General features: G+C 38.3%; 15 protein-coding genes and 1 other annotated feature. Of the genes, 14 read left to right on the top strand and 1 reads right to left on the bottom strand.

The window, feature by feature from the left end; translation table 11 throughout:
* Window positions 1-53: 53 nt before the first annotated feature.
* The 9 genes from AC1DOS_RS10250 to AC1DOS_RS10210 all read left to right on the top strand — a co-directional run bounded on the left by AC1DOS_RS10250 (window position 54) and on the right by AC1DOS_RS10210 (window position 9066).
* Complete coding sequence (locus AC1DOS_RS10250) at window positions 54-215, top strand: hypothetical protein (RefSeq protein ID WP_477537414.1); 162 nt, start codon at window positions 54-56, stop codon at window positions 213-215.
* Between the two features lie 325 nt (window positions 216-540).
* Window positions 541-1905 carry a glutamyl-tRNA reductase gene (gene hemA, locus AC1DOS_RS10245; protein WP_477537413.1) on the top strand — a complete coding sequence of 455 codons (1365 nt, stop codon included), beginning with the start codon at window positions 541-543 and terminating at the stop codon, window positions 1903-1905.
* 87 nt (window positions 1906-1992) lie between these two features.
* Window positions 1993-2823 carry a cytochrome C assembly family protein gene (locus AC1DOS_RS10240; protein WP_477537412.1) on the top strand — a complete coding sequence of 277 codons (831 nt, stop codon included), beginning with the start codon at window positions 1993-1995 and terminating at the stop codon, window positions 2821-2823.
* 35 nt (window positions 2824-2858) lie between these two features.
* Window positions 2859-3788 (top strand): hydroxymethylbilane synthase, encoded by a 930-nt coding sequence (gene hemC / locus AC1DOS_RS10235; protein ID WP_477537411.1) that lies wholly within the window; start codon window positions 2859-2861, stop codon window positions 3786-3788.
* Entirely contained in the window at window positions 3781-4542 is a 762-nt protein-coding gene (locus AC1DOS_RS10230; protein WP_477537410.1) for a uroporphyrinogen-III synthase, read from the top strand. Before hemC ends, AC1DOS_RS10230 begins: the two co-directional genes overlap by 8 nt.
* The gene (gene hemB / locus AC1DOS_RS10225) at window positions 4542-5522 is read left to right on the top strand and encodes a porphobilinogen synthase (RefSeq protein WP_477537409.1); all 981 of its coding nucleotides are present in this window, start codon (window positions 4542-4544) and stop codon (window positions 5520-5522) included. Before AC1DOS_RS10230 ends, hemB begins: the two co-directional genes overlap by 1 nt.
* Complete coding sequence (gene hemL, locus AC1DOS_RS10220; RefSeq protein ID WP_477537408.1) at window positions 5522-6811, top strand: glutamate-1-semialdehyde 2,1-aminomutase; 1290 nt, start codon at window positions 5522-5524, stop codon at window positions 6809-6811. The genes hemB and hemL overlap by 1 nt, the downstream gene beginning before the upstream one ends.
* 37 nt (window positions 6812-6848) lie before the next feature.
* Window positions 6849-7943, top strand: a complete 1095-nt coding sequence (locus AC1DOS_RS10215) for an AbrB family transcriptional regulator (protein WP_477537407.1) — start codon at window positions 6849-6851, stop codon at window positions 7941-7943.
* Between the two features lie 562 nt (window positions 7944-8505).
* Window positions 8506-9066, top strand: coding sequence for a hypothetical protein (locus AC1DOS_RS10210; RefSeq protein WP_477537406.1), 561 nt, complete (start codon window positions 8506-8508; stop codon window positions 9064-9066).
* Here AC1DOS_RS10210 and AC1DOS_RS10205 read toward each other — a convergent pair.
* On the bottom strand, window positions 9063-9254 hold the full coding sequence (locus AC1DOS_RS10205; RefSeq protein ID WP_108586443.1) for a hypothetical protein: 192 nt from the start codon (window positions 9252-9254) through the stop codon (window positions 9063-9065). The genes AC1DOS_RS10210 and AC1DOS_RS10205 overlap by 4 nt on opposite strands.
* Before the next feature lie 97 nt (window positions 9255-9351).
* Window positions 9352-9579: a binding site (T-box leader), on the top strand.
* A 46-nt stretch (window positions 9580-9625) separates the two neighbouring features.
* On the opposite strand from AC1DOS_RS10205, the gene AC1DOS_RS10200 reads away from it, so the two are divergent.
* From AC1DOS_RS10200 to AC1DOS_RS10180, 5 genes are all read left to right on the top strand, one after another.
* Entirely contained in the window at window positions 9626-12274 is a 2649-nt protein-coding gene (locus AC1DOS_RS10200; RefSeq protein WP_477537405.1) for a valine--tRNA ligase, read from the top strand.
* Window positions 12275-12568: 294 nt separating this feature from the next.
* Complete coding sequence (locus AC1DOS_RS10195) at window positions 12569-13873, top strand: bifunctional folylpolyglutamate synthase/dihydrofolate synthase (RefSeq protein ID WP_477537404.1); 1305 nt, start codon at window positions 12569-12571, stop codon at window positions 13871-13873.
* Between the two features lie 61 nt (window positions 13874-13934).
* The gene (locus AC1DOS_RS10190) at window positions 13935-15191 is read left to right on the top strand and encodes a bifunctional folylpolyglutamate synthase/dihydrofolate synthase (RefSeq protein WP_477537403.1); all 1257 of its coding nucleotides are present in this window, start codon (window positions 13935-13937) and stop codon (window positions 15189-15191) included.
* Window positions 15192-15267: 76 nt separating this feature from the next.
* The gene (locus AC1DOS_RS10185) at window positions 15268-16971 is read left to right on the top strand and encodes a sensor domain-containing diguanylate cyclase (protein WP_477537402.1); all 1704 of its coding nucleotides are present in this window, start codon (window positions 15268-15270) and stop codon (window positions 16969-16971) included.
* A 238-nt stretch (window positions 16972-17209) separates the two neighbouring features.
* Window positions 17210-17713 carry a type IV pilus modification PilV family protein gene (locus tag AC1DOS_RS10180; RefSeq protein WP_477537401.1) on the top strand — a complete coding sequence of 168 codons (504 nt, stop codon included), beginning with the start codon at window positions 17210-17212 and terminating at the stop codon, window positions 17711-17713.
* Window positions 17714-17715 lie beyond the last annotated feature (2 nt).

The following is a 17715-nucleotide window of genomic DNA, read 5'->3' as shown; positions in this document are numbered from 1 at the left end:
AAGTTGCATGAATAGATGAAAACGGGCCATGAGTGGATGAAAACATTACCTGAATGGATGAAATTATTACGATAGTGGATATAAAAGTAAAATCGTCTTTATGGCATAGAAATCGGATGTCCTTCTCGAGAGGATTGTTGTCTTTCTCCAAGCGAATGGATGAAAACATTGCGGAAATGGATGAAAACATTCCAGAAGTGGATGAAAAACAATAATGAGTAGACAGAAAAAAGTTAATGCTAGCCGTAATTTGTCGCAGCTCAGATTTTGAAAGGAAATAAATCCATAGCTAAAGACATTCAACCAAAATCGTAAAGCAATAAAACATAAATCGACCAGACACTATTCACAGACAATTCCGTATAAGAGCAAAACAATTGTGTCTTTTTCGACGATTTGTTACACTTACTTTGTAATTATTATAAAGTAGCATACAATCTGTCTTGATTTCATAGCTTGTTCACATTTTGAAACTTGTTTTAACAATGGCTATGCTATAATTAGAGGCATGAAATAGAACGTGAGAGGTGTCATGAAGCCATGCATACCATCGTAGTGGGTGTGAATTTTCGTACAGCGCCGGTAGAGATTCGCGAACGATTGTCCTTCGTAGAGTCTGATTTACCGCAGGCGATGCGAGCTTTACAAGAGCAAAAAAGCATATTAGAAAATGTAATAGTCTCGACATGTAACCGGACCGAAATCTATGCGATTGTCGATCAGTTACATACTGGACGTTATTATATAAAACAATTCCTTGCCAATTGGTTCAATATATCGATGGAATCGTTCTCATCTTACTTATTCATTTATGAAGATGATGGAGCAAGAGAGCATTTATTCCGAGTGACTGCAGGAATTGATTCAATGGTACTGGGAGAAACGCAAATTCTTGGACAAGTACGTAACAGTTTCTTAGAAGGTCAAGAACGTGGAACAACTGGAACGGTGTTTAATCAATTGTTTAAACAATCCATTACACTTGCTAAGCGAGCTCATTCAGAAACAGCTATCGGTGAAAACGCGGTTTCTGTTTCCTATGCAGCAGTTGAACTGGCGAAGAAAATTTTTGGTTCATTGAAAAACAAACATGTTGTCATTTTAGGTGCTGGAAAAATGGGTGAATTGGCGATTAAAAATCTTCACAGTAATGGTGCAGGTAAAATCACCGTTATTAATCGCACATTAGAAAAAGCTAAATTACTTGCAGATCAATTTGACGGTCATGCTAAATCAATGCAAGAACTACAATGTGCATTGCTAGAAGCTGACATTCTAATTAGTTCAACAGGCTCGACCGATTTTGTCATTGATTTAGAGTTAATGCAATTTGTTGAACGTATTCGCAAAGGGAAACCATTGTTTATGGTCGATATCGCGGTTCCACGTGATTTAGATCCACGCATTGGAGACCTTGCAAATGTGTTCTTGTACGATATTGATGATCTACAAGGTATTGTTGAAGCGAATTTAGCAGAACGACAACGTGCAGCAGATGAAATCATGCTGATGATTGAACTAGAATTGGTTCAATTTAAAGACTGGCTTGGTACATTAGGTGTGGTGCCTGTCATTTCGGCTCTTCGTCAAAAAGCTTTGCAAATTCAAACGGATACTATGGTCAGCATTGAAAATAAAATGCCTGAACTCACAGATCGTGAACGAAAAATTTTGAGCAAGCACACGAAATCAATTATTAATCAATTATTAAAAGAACCAATCCTACAAGCAAAAGAACTTGCTTCGTCTTCAAATTCTCATGAACAACTGCAATTATTCCAACAAATTTTTGGGATTGAAGAAGAAGTAAAACAAGAAAAAGAGCGTCAAATGTTAATTCCTAAAAAACAAGTGGAAGTTGTCGAAGAAGCACAAAAAGTTGTTAATCCACGCTATTCATATTAATTCAAGTTAGGAGGCGTTTTCGTATCTGTATGGTAAACTATACATGCGAAAACGCTTTTTTATGTCTGATGCGAAAAGGGGCAAGGTATGGCGGATATAACCATGACAAGGCTGCATGAAGTAATGGTTATCCTCTACGGAATCAGTCTTGTATTTTACTTCATAGATTATTTAGATAAGGATTCAAAAGCAAAGCGTATTGCATTTTGGCTAATAGGCACTGTATGGCTCTTGCAGACGGTTTTTTTAATCCTTTACATTGTCGAAACAAAGCGCTTTCCAATCTTGACGTTGTTTGAAGGCATTTATTTTTATGCATGGTTAATGCTTACATTATCCATCGTGCTTCACCTTACATATCGAGTGATGCTACCTGTATTTTTCTTAAATGTCATAGGCTTTATTTTTATCACCATTCATACATTCGGACCAGTTCAAATTGAACAATCTCCAATAGGGGAAACAATTCTTTCTGAGCTTCTAATTATCCATATTACATTTGCCATATTGTCTTATGTGGCATTTTCGTTATCGTTCGTCTTCTCAATGCTATATCATATTTTGTATCGATTATTAAAGAAAAAGAAATGGACCAAACAGTTTGGCAAATTGCCTTCTCTTGATCAAACAGAAAAAGGCATGACGATATCAATTGTCACAGGTATACCATTTCTTTTGGTTAGTTTGATTCTTGGGCTGCAATGGGCGTATGTTTCGATTAATGAGTTTTCATTGGCTGACGTGAAAATTTTCGGATCGTTTGTTTTATTATTTGTTTATGGCTACTTATTTTATCGGCGACAAAAAGGCACACTGCAAGGAACAAGTTACGCATGGGGACATGTCTATGCTTTCTTATTAGTATTAATTAACTTCTTTTTAGGAAGTCGTTTATCTGACTTTCATTTTTGGTATTAAAATTTAACTACATCTAAAGTGGGGTATTATCTATTATGAGAAAAATTATTGTCGGTTCTAGAAGAAGTAAATTAGCAATAACACAAACGAACTGGTTTATTGACCAAATGAAACAAGCAGGAGCACCATTTGAATTTGAAGTAAAAGAAATTGTTACTAAAGGAGATCAAATCGTAGACGTTCAACTATCGAAAGTGGGCGGTAAAGGTTTGTTCGTAAAAGAAATCGAACAAGCTTTGTACGATAAAGAAATCGATTTTGCAGTTCATAGCATGAAGGACATGCCTTCAGAACTGCCAGAAGGGCTAGTCATTGGATGTATTCCTCCTCGTGAAGATGCACGTGATGCATTCATTTCAACTGATCATGTGAAGTTTATGGAGCTACCAGTAGGGGCGGTTGTTGGAACAAGTAGTTTACGTCGTTCTGCTCAACTTTTATTATTGCGTCCAGACCTTGAAATTAAATGGATTCGTGGCAACGTGGATACGCGTTTAGCGAAACTTGAAACGGATGAGTACGATGCGATTATCTTAGCAGCCGCAGGACTTAAGCGTCTTGGCTGGAGTAACGATGTGGTAACTGAATATTTATCAGTTGAAGATTGTCTACCTGCAGTAGGTCAAGGTGCTTTAGCCATTGAGTGCCGCGGAGATGACGAAGAATTATTAGCTGAACTTGGAAAACTAACGCATTCAGACACATGGAACGCAGTTCATGCAGAGCGCGCATTTTTATATGCAATGGATGGAGGCTGCCAAGTACCTATCGCTGGTTTTGCAACGATGGAAAACGGAAGCGTTGAGTTTACAGGACTTGTAGCGTCTCCCGATGCGGAACAAGTATTTAAACAGTCTGCAACAAATGTTGAACCTGAAACAGCTGGTAAAGAAGTAGCGAAGATTTTAAGTGAGCAAGGTGCTTATGATTTGATCCAACAAGTAAGAGCCGATTTAAATGTCTAAAATCGGTGATTTGCGAGGACAAACCATTGTCTTTACAGGTCAACCGAAATCGAGCGAAGCTTTTTTAGAAGTTGAAAGACTTGGCGGTAAAGTGGAAGCTTTCCCACTCATACGAACACAAGAACTTACAGATCAAGACGATATTTTCATGTCAACATTGTCTAGCTATGATTGGCTCATTTTCACTAGTCAAAACGCAGTATCAGCTTTTGAACAGAAGCTAAATAGGCACAAGGTTGCTGCTAATACTCTAAGTTGTAAAATTGCTGCTGTCGGAAAGAATACAGCACGTGCGTTAGAAAAAATCGGATTTCAGGTGTCATTTACACCAACTACGTATAGTGCAGATGAATTTGTTCAACAGTTTCCACAAGTCTCGAATCAATCTGATTGTTGTTTATTTCTGAGAGGTTCCCTTGCAAAAGCAACAATTAAGGCGGGTCTAAGCCAACAAGTTGTTGAATGGACGGTTTATGAAACACTATTCGATATAGACAATGCGACACACTTGTCTACATATATAGCCCAACATCCAAATGTCTTCGTGGCTTTTGCAAGTCCGTCTTCTGTTAATATATACGCAACTGAAATTGCCCGGGAAGTAGGTTGGAATCAAATAAAAATTGCAGCTATAGGTCATGTCACCGCTGCTGCGCTATTAAATCATGGTGCGCCAGTTCATGTTCAAGCAACTACCTATACATGGCTCGCACTCGTTCAAGAAATCGCTAGCTGGAAGGATGATTTATACTAATGAAAGAACTTCAATTTAACAGACATCGCCGTTTACGAAATAGCGAAACATTGCGTGCAATGGTCCGCGAAACAAGATTACATACAGACGATTTAATTTACCCATTATTCGTTGCCGAAGGTGAAAATATTAAAAATCCGATTGCTTCAATGCCAGGAGTGTTCCAATTTTCTCTTGATCAATTAGGCACGGAATTAGATGAAATAGTATCCCTCGGAATCCCTTCAATTATTTTATTTGGAATTCCTCTAGAAAAAGACGCTGAAGGTACACAAGCTTATCACGATCACGGGATTGTTCAAGAAGCCATTCGTTTTGCGAAGAATCGTCATCCTGAATTAATTGTCATTGCTGATACTTGTTTGTGTGAGTACACGGACCATGGTCACTGCGGCATAATTGAAAATGGACAAGTGTTAAATGATCCAACTCTTGATTTACTAGCACGTACGGCAATTGCACAAGCAAAAGCAGGTGCAGATATTATTGCCCCGTCGAATATGATGGATGGATTTGTGTCAGCGATTCGCTACGGCTTAGATGAAGCAGGTTTTTCACATCTGCCAATCATGTCATATGCGGTTAAATACGCATCTGCATACTATGGTCCATTCCGCGATGCTGCGAACAGTACCCCACAATTTGGTGACCGCAAAACGTACCAAATGGATTCTGCTAATCGCAATGAAGCAATGCGTGAAGCGGCCACAGACGTGGAAGAAGGCGCAGATTTCTTAATTGTTAAACCAGCGTTGTCTTATTTAGATATTGTACGTGACGTAAAGAATAACTTCGACTTACCTATCGTTGCTTACAATGTAAGTGGTGAGTATGCCATGGTAAAAGCGGCAGCTCAAAATGGCTGGATTGACGAAGAACGAATTGTACTTGAAACATTAACAAGCATGAAACGTGCAGGCGCAGATTTAATTATGACGTATCACGCGAAAGACGTGGCGCGTTGGTTGGGGGCGAAATAATGGGACGTTCATATGAAAAATCTAAACAAGCGTTTACAGAAGCTGTTAAATTAATGCCAGGTGGCGTCAATAGTCCCGTTCGTGCATTTAAGTCAGTAGATATGGATCCTATTTTTATGGCAAGCGGTAAAGGCGCAACGATCACCGACATTGATGGCAATGAATACATCGATTACGTGTTATCTTGGGGACCACTAATTTTAGGTCACACTCACCCAGACGTTGTAGCTGCTATTCAAAAAGTAGCAGAAACTGGTACAAGTTTTGGTGCTCCAACACTTGTCGAAAATGACTTAGCTAAACTTGTGATGGAACGCGTTCCTTCAATCGAAATGGTTCGTATGGTATCGTCTGGAACTGAAGCAACGATGAGTGCGTTACGTGCTGCTCGCGGTTTCACTGGTCGAGATAAAATATTGAAATTTGAAGGTTGTTACCATGGACATGGCGATAGCTTATTAATAAAAGCGGGTTCTGGAGTCGCTACGTTAGGTTTACCTGATAGCCCCGGTGTACCGGAATCTGTTGCGAAAAATACCATTACGGTGGCATATAATGATTTAGAGAGCGTTCGTGCTGCGTTTAAACAACATGGTGAAGACTTAGCTGCTGTTATCGTTGAACCAGTTGCAGGAAATATGGGTGTTGTTGGTCCTGAACCTGGCTTCTTGGAAGGTCTCCGTGAACTATCAACTGAAAATGGAACAGTTCTTATTTTTGATGAAGTCATGACTGGTTTCCGTGTTGGCTACAATTGTGCACAAGGTCATTTCAACGTCACACCTGATTTGACTTGTCTAGGAAAAGTTATTGGTGGGGGACTTCCTGTAGGTGCTTACGGTGGGAAGCTTGAGATTATGTCTCGAATCGCGCCAAGTGGTCCGATTTATCAAGCAGGAACATTGTCAGGTAATCCACTTGCCATGACTGCTGGACTTGAAACCTTGTCTCGATTAACACCAGAAACCTACAATCATTTCAATCGTTTAGCAGACCAGTTAGAAGCAGGCTTCCGTGACGCGGCATCTAAATATCACATCCCACATACAGTAAATCGTGCTGGATCAATGATTGGGTTCTTCTTTACAAATGAAAAGGTGACCAACTACGATATTGCTAAAACATCTGACCTTCAGTTGTTTGCGAAATATTATCGTCTAATGGCTGAGGAAGGTATTTTCTTACCACCTTCACAATTTGAAGGAATGTTCTTATCTGCCGCTCATACATCTGAAGACATTGCAAAAACAGTAGCAGCATTCCATAAAGTGTTTGCTCAATTAGCTTAATTACTTGTCCTGGTACTCACATGAGTATCGGGATTTTTTGAAGAAGAGCAAGACAAGTGGGAGTGGTGAGTTAGCGTTGCGCAATTCTTGGATTATTTTACGTACATTTTTAATAGCCGCTTCGACGGGTGTCGTCTTTGATTGGATTGGCATCTTTTTACCTTGGTTGCTCGGACCCATGGTATCGTTACTACTTCTTCGACAATATACAAAAATCCAATTTGAATGGCCGAAACTATTGCGTCAAATTGGACTGATCTTTTTAGGAATACAAATTGGGTCATCATTTACAAAAGCATCGATTGTCCTGATGTGGAGTGACTTTCCTTTGATGGTTTTAATGACGTTATCGATTGTCGGTGTGGCACTACTTCTTAGTTTATTATTTATGAAAACGTCTGGTGAAACGATTGCCACGAGTGTGTTAGGTTCACTTCCTGGGGGTCTTGCACAAATGGTCCTTCTAAGTGAAGAAGTAGCGTCAGCGAATTCAACGGTCGTTACGTTAATGCAAACATTTCGGATATTTGTTGTCGTAACAGTTGTGCCTTTTTTTACAGCATGGATTCCACAAGGTACCCATATAAATGATGTGTCACTTGAAGAGCTGTCAACGTTTAACTTAGTTCATTTTGTGGTTTTTGCAATATTATTTTTAGCTTTTTTTGTGGGAATGAAGAAAATTCATTTTCCATTACCTGAACTTATGGCACCTATATTATCAATGGCGATTGTGCAGTTTGTTACGGCTCATCCGGTTGTAGAAGTACCTTCCATCGTATTGATTCTTTCACAGATCTTTGTAGGTGCGCATTTAGGGTTACAACTTGAAAAAGTCCGTAATCAATTATCAATTCGACTGTTTAGCGCAATTGTGCTGACGAATTTGGTTCTTATTGCATTTTGTGCAGGAATGGCATACATATTGACGTTCATTCATCCCATCAATACGTTTTTGGATTTCTTTATTAGTGCCGCACCTGGAGGCATTGCAGAAATGTCCATTACCGCTTTAGAAACGGGAGCGGATTTGTCGACAGTGACCAGTTTTCATCTATTCCGCATTTTCTTTATCCTGTTAATAGCAGGGCCAGTGCTGACTTATGCATTGAAGAGGTGGTTGAAAGCTTAACGAAGTTGAGGTGAATCTTAAAGGTATTTGCTTTGAATTAGAGCAACCTCTGCTGCCCTATGATCTATAGTAAAAAGAGGTGGGCTTGTGACTTCGTCACTTTGCCAACCTCACTTCTTTCAGATCATCTTGTTGCGGTGGTGCGTCATTCGCCACTTGCAAACCTGGATGCTCACAGTTTTGATGGTTCGGTTTACTAAATAATTAATGTAAATTTGAGTAGATATTCGGCCGAAGATACTATTTCGGCCTCTTTCTGCTTCTTTTATTTTCGTGATCATTATTCCATATAAAGAAAAAATAAGGCACGTCTTAATGTTTCTGTTTCATTAAGCTGACTAGTTAATGAGACGTGAATGAGCGATAAATCTCTCAAAATGAGTGATAAATATTTCACAATCGATTATTGCATTGTTCCAAGGCTGGCAAAAATCCGAGTGGCAAAGCAAAGGTGAGCTGGAACTTTAATATTTCAATAAAATATCAAATCAATTTTTACAAGCATAAAGGCTCGTTTACTCGCATAAAATCTTTCACATAGCATCGTGAAGGAGGACAAGAAGTGAATCAAGTTAATTGGAACCTTAAAGAAGTATTTTATTTCCCGGAAAGTTTTGGTGTACCAACAAGTGCTCAACGTATAGAGGTAAAACCGCAAGTCGAATTTCAACAGGTCAATGGGGTGAGCAGTTTATACGGTATTTATCATATTGCTGCAAATGTAACATTTTCGCCAGGTGAAAGTGAACATCACGGAACTTCTGAATGGATTTCGATCGAAGATCTAGACGTCAGCGGAGAAAATGGATATTTTGAATACGCAGTTCCCTTATTCGTAGAATTGCCACCTACGTATGTACATGGCAATAAACTACCAGAAATTGAATTGTCAGACGTGCAAGCAAATGTCACAGATGAAAAGGCCTTGAAAGTGGAATGGCAAGTTACATGCTCGTATGAAAAACCTCTCGAGAGGGAATCCTCATCAATAGGAAGTAATAGTGCAGCTGCAGTCGAATTACCAACTTCTGAGGAGAAAACAGCGACCAAAGAAGATGTAGACTTGCCATTTTTCTTACGAGGCTTAAAAGATGCCTACTCTGTTTACGAAGTTAGAAGTTAAATAATGTCTTTTTGAAACAATATCAATATGCCAATCAATAGACATAACAGTAAAAAATCGAATGTAGTCGGGATGAATATGGTTCGGATTAATTCGAATACTGTAATGGGTAGGATAATGTGTTTGCAATAAAAGCGAGTTTTCCGTAGCCAAGGGGGAAGCAAATAGGGGTTATATCCTCGTCTCATAATAAATCCTCCTTTCAAAAATACTTGACGGTAACATTAATCATTCGATACAATACGTATCAATAGTATTAATTAAGAAATGGTAATATAACTAAATAATGATGCATTGATTGGGAAGAGTAAAATGCTGTTGTTTTCATTAGAGAGGAAACGCTTGGTGAAAGTTTCCGTAAACACACATTTGAATGTCGCCCATGAGCAATTTCTGTGAAAAAATGAAGTAGCAGAAATCGGTTAAAAGCCGTTATATAAACTTGAGAGCGTGATGATTATTTTGTCATCTGCGAATAAAGGTGGTACCGCGAACAACTCCTTCGTCCTTTTTGTGACGATAGGAGTTTTTTTGTTTTTAAAAAAAGGAGGAACATATGATGACTGAACAACAAAACACACAGCTCCCAACGAAATATGATCCAAAGTCCATTGAACAAGGACGCTATGAATGGTGGCTTAATGGGAAGTTTTTTGAAGCCCAACCGGAAAGCGGCAAAGAACCTTATACCATCGTTATTCCACCACCGAACGTAACTGGTAAATTACACTTAGGCCATGCGTGGGACACAACGTTGCAAGATATTTTAGTACGTATGAAACGCATGCAAGGATATGATGCGCTATGGTTACCAGGTATGGACCATGCCGGAATTGCGACTCAGGCGAAAGTTGAAGAGAAACTTCGTTCTGAAGGCAAATCACGTTACGATTTAGGACGTGATGAATTTGTCAAAGAAACATGGAAGTGGAAGGAAGAATATGCTGGTCATATTCGTACACAGTGGTCAAAACTTGGATTAGGACTTGATTATTCACGTGAACGTTTTACACTCGATGAAGGTTTATCAAATGCCGTGAAAGAAGTGTTCGTTAAGCTTTATAATAAGGGACTCATTTATCGTGGCGAACGAATCATCAACTGGGATCCGGCAACGAAAACAGCATTATCCGATATCGAAGTTATTCATCAAGATGTACAGGGTGCTTTCTATCATATGCGATACCCATTAACAGATGGCACTGGATTTATCGAAGTTGCAACAACACGCCCAGAAACAATGCTTGGAGATACTGCAGTAGCAGTTCATCCTGAAGACGACCGCTACAAACACTTAATTGGTAAAACCGTTACGTTACCTATTGTTGGCCGTGAAATTAAAATCGTAGCTGATGATTATGTAGAAATGGATTTCGGAAGTGGTGCTGTAAAAATCACCCCAGCTCATGACCCGAATGACTTTGAAATCGGCAATCGTCACAGCTTAGAACGCGTGTTAGTGATGAATGAAGATGGCACAATGAATAAATTAGCTGGCAAATATGAAGGCATGGATCGTTTTGAATGCCGCAAACAAATTGTAGCAGACCTTCAACAAGCAGATGTTCTATTTAAAATAGAAGAGCATTCGCATTCAGTAGGTCATTCCGAGCGTAGTGGAGCAGTTGTAGAACCGTATCTTTCAACGCAGTGGTTCGTTAAAATGCAGCCGCTTGCTGACCAATCGATTAACTTACAAAAAGGTGAAGACAAAGTTAACTTCGTACCAGAGCGTTTTGAAAACACCTATTTACGTTGGATGGAAAACATTCATGATTGGTGTATTTCACGTCAATTATGGTGGGGTCACCGTATCCCCGCATGGTATCACAATGAAACTGGTGAAATTTATGTTGGACATGAAGCACCTGCTGACATTGAAAACTGGAAACAAGATAATGATGTACTGGATACGTGGTTCTCTTCTGCATTATGGCCGTTTTCAACAATGGGTTGGCCAGACGAAGCGAATGAAGAATTCAAACGTTATTACCCAACAAATGCATTAGTAACAGGTTATGACATTATATTCTTCTGGGTTTCTCGTATGATTTTCCAAGGTCTTGAATTTACAGGTAAACGTCCTTTTGACGATGTATTAATTCATGGTTTAGTGCGAGCTGAAGACGGACGCAAAATGTCGAAGTCTCTAGGTAACGGAATTGACCCAATGGAAGTTATTGACAAGTATGGTGCAGATGCACTTCGCTACTTCTTATCAACAGGTTCATCACCTGGTCAAGATTTACGTTTCTCCATTGAAAAAGTAGAGTCCGTTTGGAACTTTGCAAATAAAATTTGGAATGCTTCTCGTTTTGCCATGATGAATATGGAAGGCATGAAGTTTGAAGATATTGATTTAAGCGGAGAAAAATCTGTTGCAGATGCATGGATCCTTACTCGTTTAAATGAAACCATTGATCAAGTAACGAAACAAGCAGAGAAATATGAATTTGGTGAAGTAGGTCGTTCACTTTACAACTTCATCTGGGATGACTTCTGTGACTGGTACATCGAAATGGCGAAACTGCCATTACATGGTGAAGACGAAGATGCGAAGAAAATGACTCGTTCTGTATTGGCGTATGTTTTAGACAATACTATGCGTTTATTACATCCATTCATGCCTTTCATCACTGAAGAAATTTGGCAGAGCCTACCACACGAAGGTGAATCAATTACAATAGCGGCATGGCCGACTGTAAACGAATCATTAACGGATAGCAAAAAAGCATCAAGTATGAAGTTGCTGTCAGATATTATTCGCTCTGTTCGAACAATTCGTGCTGAAGTACAAACACCAATGAGCAAAAAAGTCCCATTATATATCTCGGCAAAAGATGCAGAAACGTTAGCGGTACTCGAAGAAAATGCGATGTACTTAGAGAAATTCTGTAATCCAGAACCATTAGTTCTAGGTCAAGGAATTGAAGCCCCAGGACAATGTATGTCAAGTGTCGTGTCAGGTGCCGAACTATTCTTACCATTAGAAGGCTTAATTGATATCGCAGCAGAAACAGTACGATTAGAAAAAGAGCTTGAGAAGTGGGCAAAAGAAGTTAAACTCGTTCAAGGTAAACTGTCGAACGAACGATTCGTATCAAAAGCTCCAGAAGCAGTTGTAGCTGAAGAGCGTGCGAAACAACAAGATTATATCGAAAAACACGCAATCGTTGAAAAACGTTTAGCTGAGTTGAAAACTTTATAAAAATGAGGGCGTCCTGATAACTCGGACGCCCTTTTTTTCGTAGTGGGGGGAGATCTCAGTCTGACTTTTCGAGGTTGACGTCTGAAAAAATGGTGTCGACGTCTGAAAAAAGAGACTTCACGTGTGAAAAATGGACCGTAACGTCTGAAAAACTTCAACCTCAAAGAATTTATAGTGACATAAAAATTTCATTAGTCACTAGAAATAATTTCATATCTTTTCTTCGAATGAACATGATAGAATTAAGTGAATTCACAGAAGTTCTGGGAATATTCAGATTGAGGAGTGACCTATGTGTTTACATCAGTTGATAAAGTAATTGAATTCATATATTCCATGGATCAGAAAACGGAACGCAATGGTCGACTAAGTCGTATCACAGCTATCTTGTCAGTCCTCGGAAATCCACATGAAGCTTTCCGTTCTGTACATATTGCAGGTTCAAACGGTAAAGGATCCACTTTGAATGCTCTAAAAGAAATATTAATTGCAGATGGCCTCCAAGTGGGGAGTTTTATTTCACCTCACCTTGAAAAAGTAAATGAACGCATCATGATGAATGATGTAATGATTACAGATGATCAATTTGTCCAATATATGAACGACATTTATCCACTGTTGGAAGTAGGCCAAGTTGGCGAGGGGTCAAACTTTTTTGAAATATTAACCGTTATCGCCTTTATGTATTACCGCGATATGAAAGTTGACATTGCCTTAATTGAAACTGGTATTGGTGGTAAATTCGATTCAACGAATGTGATCACACCTTTATTATCGATTTTGACGTCTATTTCTCTTGACCATACGCAAATTTTAGGCGACACAATAGAAGCTATTGCAATGGAAAAAGCAGGAATTATTAAACCAATGGTACCTGTTATAAGCGCTGTTAAGGCTAAGCAAGCAGTACAAGTAATCGAGAATAAAGCGACCCTAGAACAAGCTCCAATCATTCAACTGTATAAAGACTTCTTCATTGAAAATGTGATGCAAGAAGAAAATCAACAACGTTTTACATATCAATTTAATGACAATTTGCTATCGAATTTACTGTTAAAGATGAAGGGACATCACCAAGTCGAAAATGCATCTCTTGCTATTTCAGCAGCACTGTTGTTAAACAAATACTATGGCTTCTCCATTTCCGAAGACAGCATACGTCACGGATTGATTACTTCAAGTTGGGCAGCTCGATTTGAAGAAGTTCTACCAAATGTAATTATTGACGGGGCACATAACCCTGCAGGCATGGAAGTGCTTCTTCAAACCATACATCAACGTTATGCAACCAAAAACATTCACGTAGTCTTTACAGCACTTCAAGATAAAGACATTACTTCAGTTCTTCAAATGTTAGACGAAATTGCATCGAGCATTACCGTGACAGAAATTCATGTGAAAAATGCAGAGGTTGCTAAAGTTATTTTTGAAGCAACAAGCCATCCGCAAAAAGAGTTAGTACTAAATTGGCAAGATGCACTGGATCAAACATTAGAGAAATTAGACAATTCAAGTATTGTTCTCGTCACTGGTTCTCTGTACTTCATGTCATTAGCCCGTCCTTACTTAATACAAAAAGCACAAGCAAAAGTAGTTTAAAAATTGACCCTGCCTTAAGTTTAAGGTGGGGTCACTTTGTTTGAAGAAAGGAGAGACAACATTGATACCAAAATTTAATGACTATAAACAACGTTTTGAAATGGAAAGTAAAACGACTATTGAACCTGGACTAGATGCTGTTACGGAGGCATTAAACAAAGTAGGTAACCCTCATCTGAACCTTCAATTTATCCACGTGGCTGGCACTAATGGCAAAGGATCGACCATAAGTATGATGAACGCAATGCTTCAAGCACATGGAGTCAAGACCGCGTGTTTTTATTCACCTTGTTTTATGGATGTACATGATCAAATTCAATTAAATGGACAATACATATCCTCGCAACAATTAGGTGATCTTTTTATACGTGCGAAAGAAGCGGGACTTAGCGGACTGCTAACTGATTTTGAATTATTAACGGTTCTCGCATTTATGGCATTTGGACAATTTCAACCACAAATTGTACTACTAGAAACAGGAATGGGCGGCAGGTTTGATAGCACGAATGTAATCCAACCACTAATTTCTGTTATTCCAAGCATTGCATTAGAACATGAACAATTTTTAGGGAACTCGATTGAAGAAGTAGCTTTTCATAAGGCGGGAATCATTAAAAAAGGAATCCCTGTCGTCATTGGTCCACTTGTGGAAGAAGCTGAAGGAGTTTTGGTAACGGAAGCGTTAAAACTTAAATCACCACTGTTGAAGGTAAATCAAGATTTTTCGTTAAATAAAGGGACCTTCGAAAGTAGTGTTAAGCCACAAATCAGGAATATTGTAGTGCCACTACCAGGATCACACCAAATTGATAATGCAGCATTGGCAATTCGAACTGTTTTGTATGCTATGGAGAAACTTAAACTTACTATTAATGAAGATTTGATTCGTATTGGATTAAGTCACACATTTACTCCTGGTCGTTTTGAAAAAATTACAGACAATTTATATTTTGATGGCGCACACAACCCTGCAAGTGCCCGGGCACTCGTGAATACAGTAAAAGAAATTTTCCCAAATACACCTGTTCATTTTTATATCGGAATGATCAAAGGTAAAGACGCAAAACGTATTTTGCGGATTTTTGAAGAAATCTCATCAAATTTTACATTTGTGGATTTTGAAGATGTGCGTTCAATGCCTTCTTCGGCTTTGTCGAAATTTAGTGAATCAGCCTTAGTTAACGTGACAAAAGAACCACTTGAAAACATTGTGAAAACCATTTCAGAAACACATGTGACAATAGTAACGGGGTCCTTATATCTCTTGTCTGGCCTGCGTTTGAAAGCTCTCGATATGTTTAATATTGATCAAAGATAAAAGATGACAAAACTTTCTAACTTTGGTACGATGTATTTTGTACTAGATAAATGGAACTAGATTGGAAGGGTTGCTTATGGACATTTCTAAACGAATACAAAGATTGATTTGGGCCATATGGGTTATATTTGTTCCATTTGGTATTTATCTTCTCTACCAATTCCAAGCTCCCGGCGAAATTAACTGGCCCATTTTAGTAGGGTATACCGTACTTTCCATACTAACGACTTATTTTCCTTTTAAAGTAGCTGGTACCACCATATTTTTAGTTCAATGGATCAATCTCGCTATATTCTTAAAATATGGGGTGTTTGTTGAAGCGATTGTCATGCAACTCGCTGTTATTCCATTAGCATTGCAATTGAAAATTGGATTCAGTGATTTCTTTCGAGCATTATTTAACTCTTTCATGTTCTTTATGGTATCTGTTATAAGTGGTGTCTCCGTCATATTGTTGGGCTACCAAGTAGGATCACTTGAATTAAAAGACATTATCTTATTCGGATTTATCTATCAAATAATTAATATGTTTACTAATCATGTAATTTTGTATATATATCTTAAATTAACAAAACAGGAAAACGAAGGATTTTTCGGGTCAGACATATTTTGGGATTATGCTGGAATTATCGTCACTTTCCCCTTCGGAATTACTCTATATTTACTCAATGAATATGTTTCTACCGCATTCCTACTATTAGGAGTTCCGTTCTTAATCATTACATTCCTTATTCGTTTGTATAGTAATTCCGAACGGGTTAATGAAGATTTGAAACAAGCAACTGAAATAGGACATGAACTCGCAGATCGACTAACGGGTGTTGAAATTATTGACTTGTTTTTAACTAAAATAAGTAAAATGTTACCTGTAGATTATTCCTATATTCTAGACATTAGAAACGGCAAACTAGTCTTCTTAAAAGCGATGGAAAAAGATGTGGATGTTGAAATTGACCTCTCTCATGAAGATTTATTAAAAAGTATTGCAGGCATTGTTTATAACAAAGAGAAATCTATTTTATTTAATAAACAATCCGATTGGAGAAAGGTAAGCTCAGGATTTCTTCCAGAGGATGCAGAAAGTGTCATATCCGTTCCAATCAGTAGAAATCAAACAATGGAAGGCATATTGGTTATTGCCTCAAGGAAAAAATACGCATTCGAATCGTACCAGCTGCAAATTCTTAGTCTTTTGTGTTCTTATTTTGCTGTATCCCTTGAAAAAGCCCGTTTTGTGCAAGAGGCAGTTTCGAAAAGCGAACGTTGCGGGTTAACGAAACTTTACAATTATCGCTACTTAGAACAACAACTTGAAATTAATATGAATGATTTATTAAATGGAGAACTTCGTCAATTATCCTTATTGATGATGGACATTGATCATTTCAAAGCTATCAATGACACTTATGGTCATCAAAGTGGAAATGACATATTATTTGGCTTAGCTAGATTGTTAGAACGAGAAGTAGAAGATTTAGGAATTCTTGCAAGGTATGGTGGCGAGGAATTTGTCGTCATTCTCCCAAACTACTCAAAAGAACAATCATTAATCTTAGCAGAAGAGTTACGAACAAAAATCGAATCCACACCATTTGAAATCCGCACTGAACTTGAAGACAAACCACAACTAACATTAGTGCACATTACAACAAGCATTGGCGTATCAACAGCACCTGAAGACTGCGACGAAGCCATGGCCCTCATCCGCAACGCCGATCGCGCACTTTATATTGGAGCGAAGCGGGAAGGTAGGAATAGGGTTGCTGAGTATGTAAAATAGAAAAAACGCAGGGGCAAATAGTCTCTGTATTTTTTTGCGCAAATGTATCGAAAGAACGATATAATCCATTTAGAGAAAAAAATATTATACATATGCATCTGCTGAGTATGTTAAATAAACAGTAATTTACAAAAGAGTCTATAATAGTGGCTCTTTTTCTATTTATTGAGAATTTTATCGACATTTTCCTCTAACTATTAGATAATCAAACTATAATACTAGGGAGTGTGACTTTAGGATGAAAATAAGTGCTCCATTATCACGGCAGAATGGTTTATCACTTGTCGAAGTTTTGGCAGCCCTAGTCCTTTTAGGAATCGTATTTGTCGGAATCATGACTGTGTTTCCTCAGATGACACTTTTTAATGAACGGACAGATGCCAAACTGGATACTATGAACCTTGCAAGATTTGAAATGCAACATCTACAAGAAACACCCATAAAATTAAACGATAACTCAACCATTAGTACTATCTATTCAGCTTCAAATTATAAGAACGTATTAATAGAAGCTTTTCCGGTTACTCCTGCTGTGGCTACCCATAAAAAAATCAAATTCACATCAAACGGTTACGATTTTGAGATATTAATTAACCTCACTAGAGAACATGTATCTGATATTGAAAAAAATGCGAAGTTGGATTCAGTCAGTCTGCATCTCGTGACAATGACTCTTAAAAAAGATGGACAAAAACGTTCTGAGACATATGGATATATTGCTCAAAAGGAGGTATATCCTTGACC

Source organism: Paenisporosarcina sp. P5_A11, from assembly GCF_056400705.1.
Note: the sequence above shows the minus strand (reverse complement) of the source record. Positions and strands in the feature narration are given on the sequence as shown.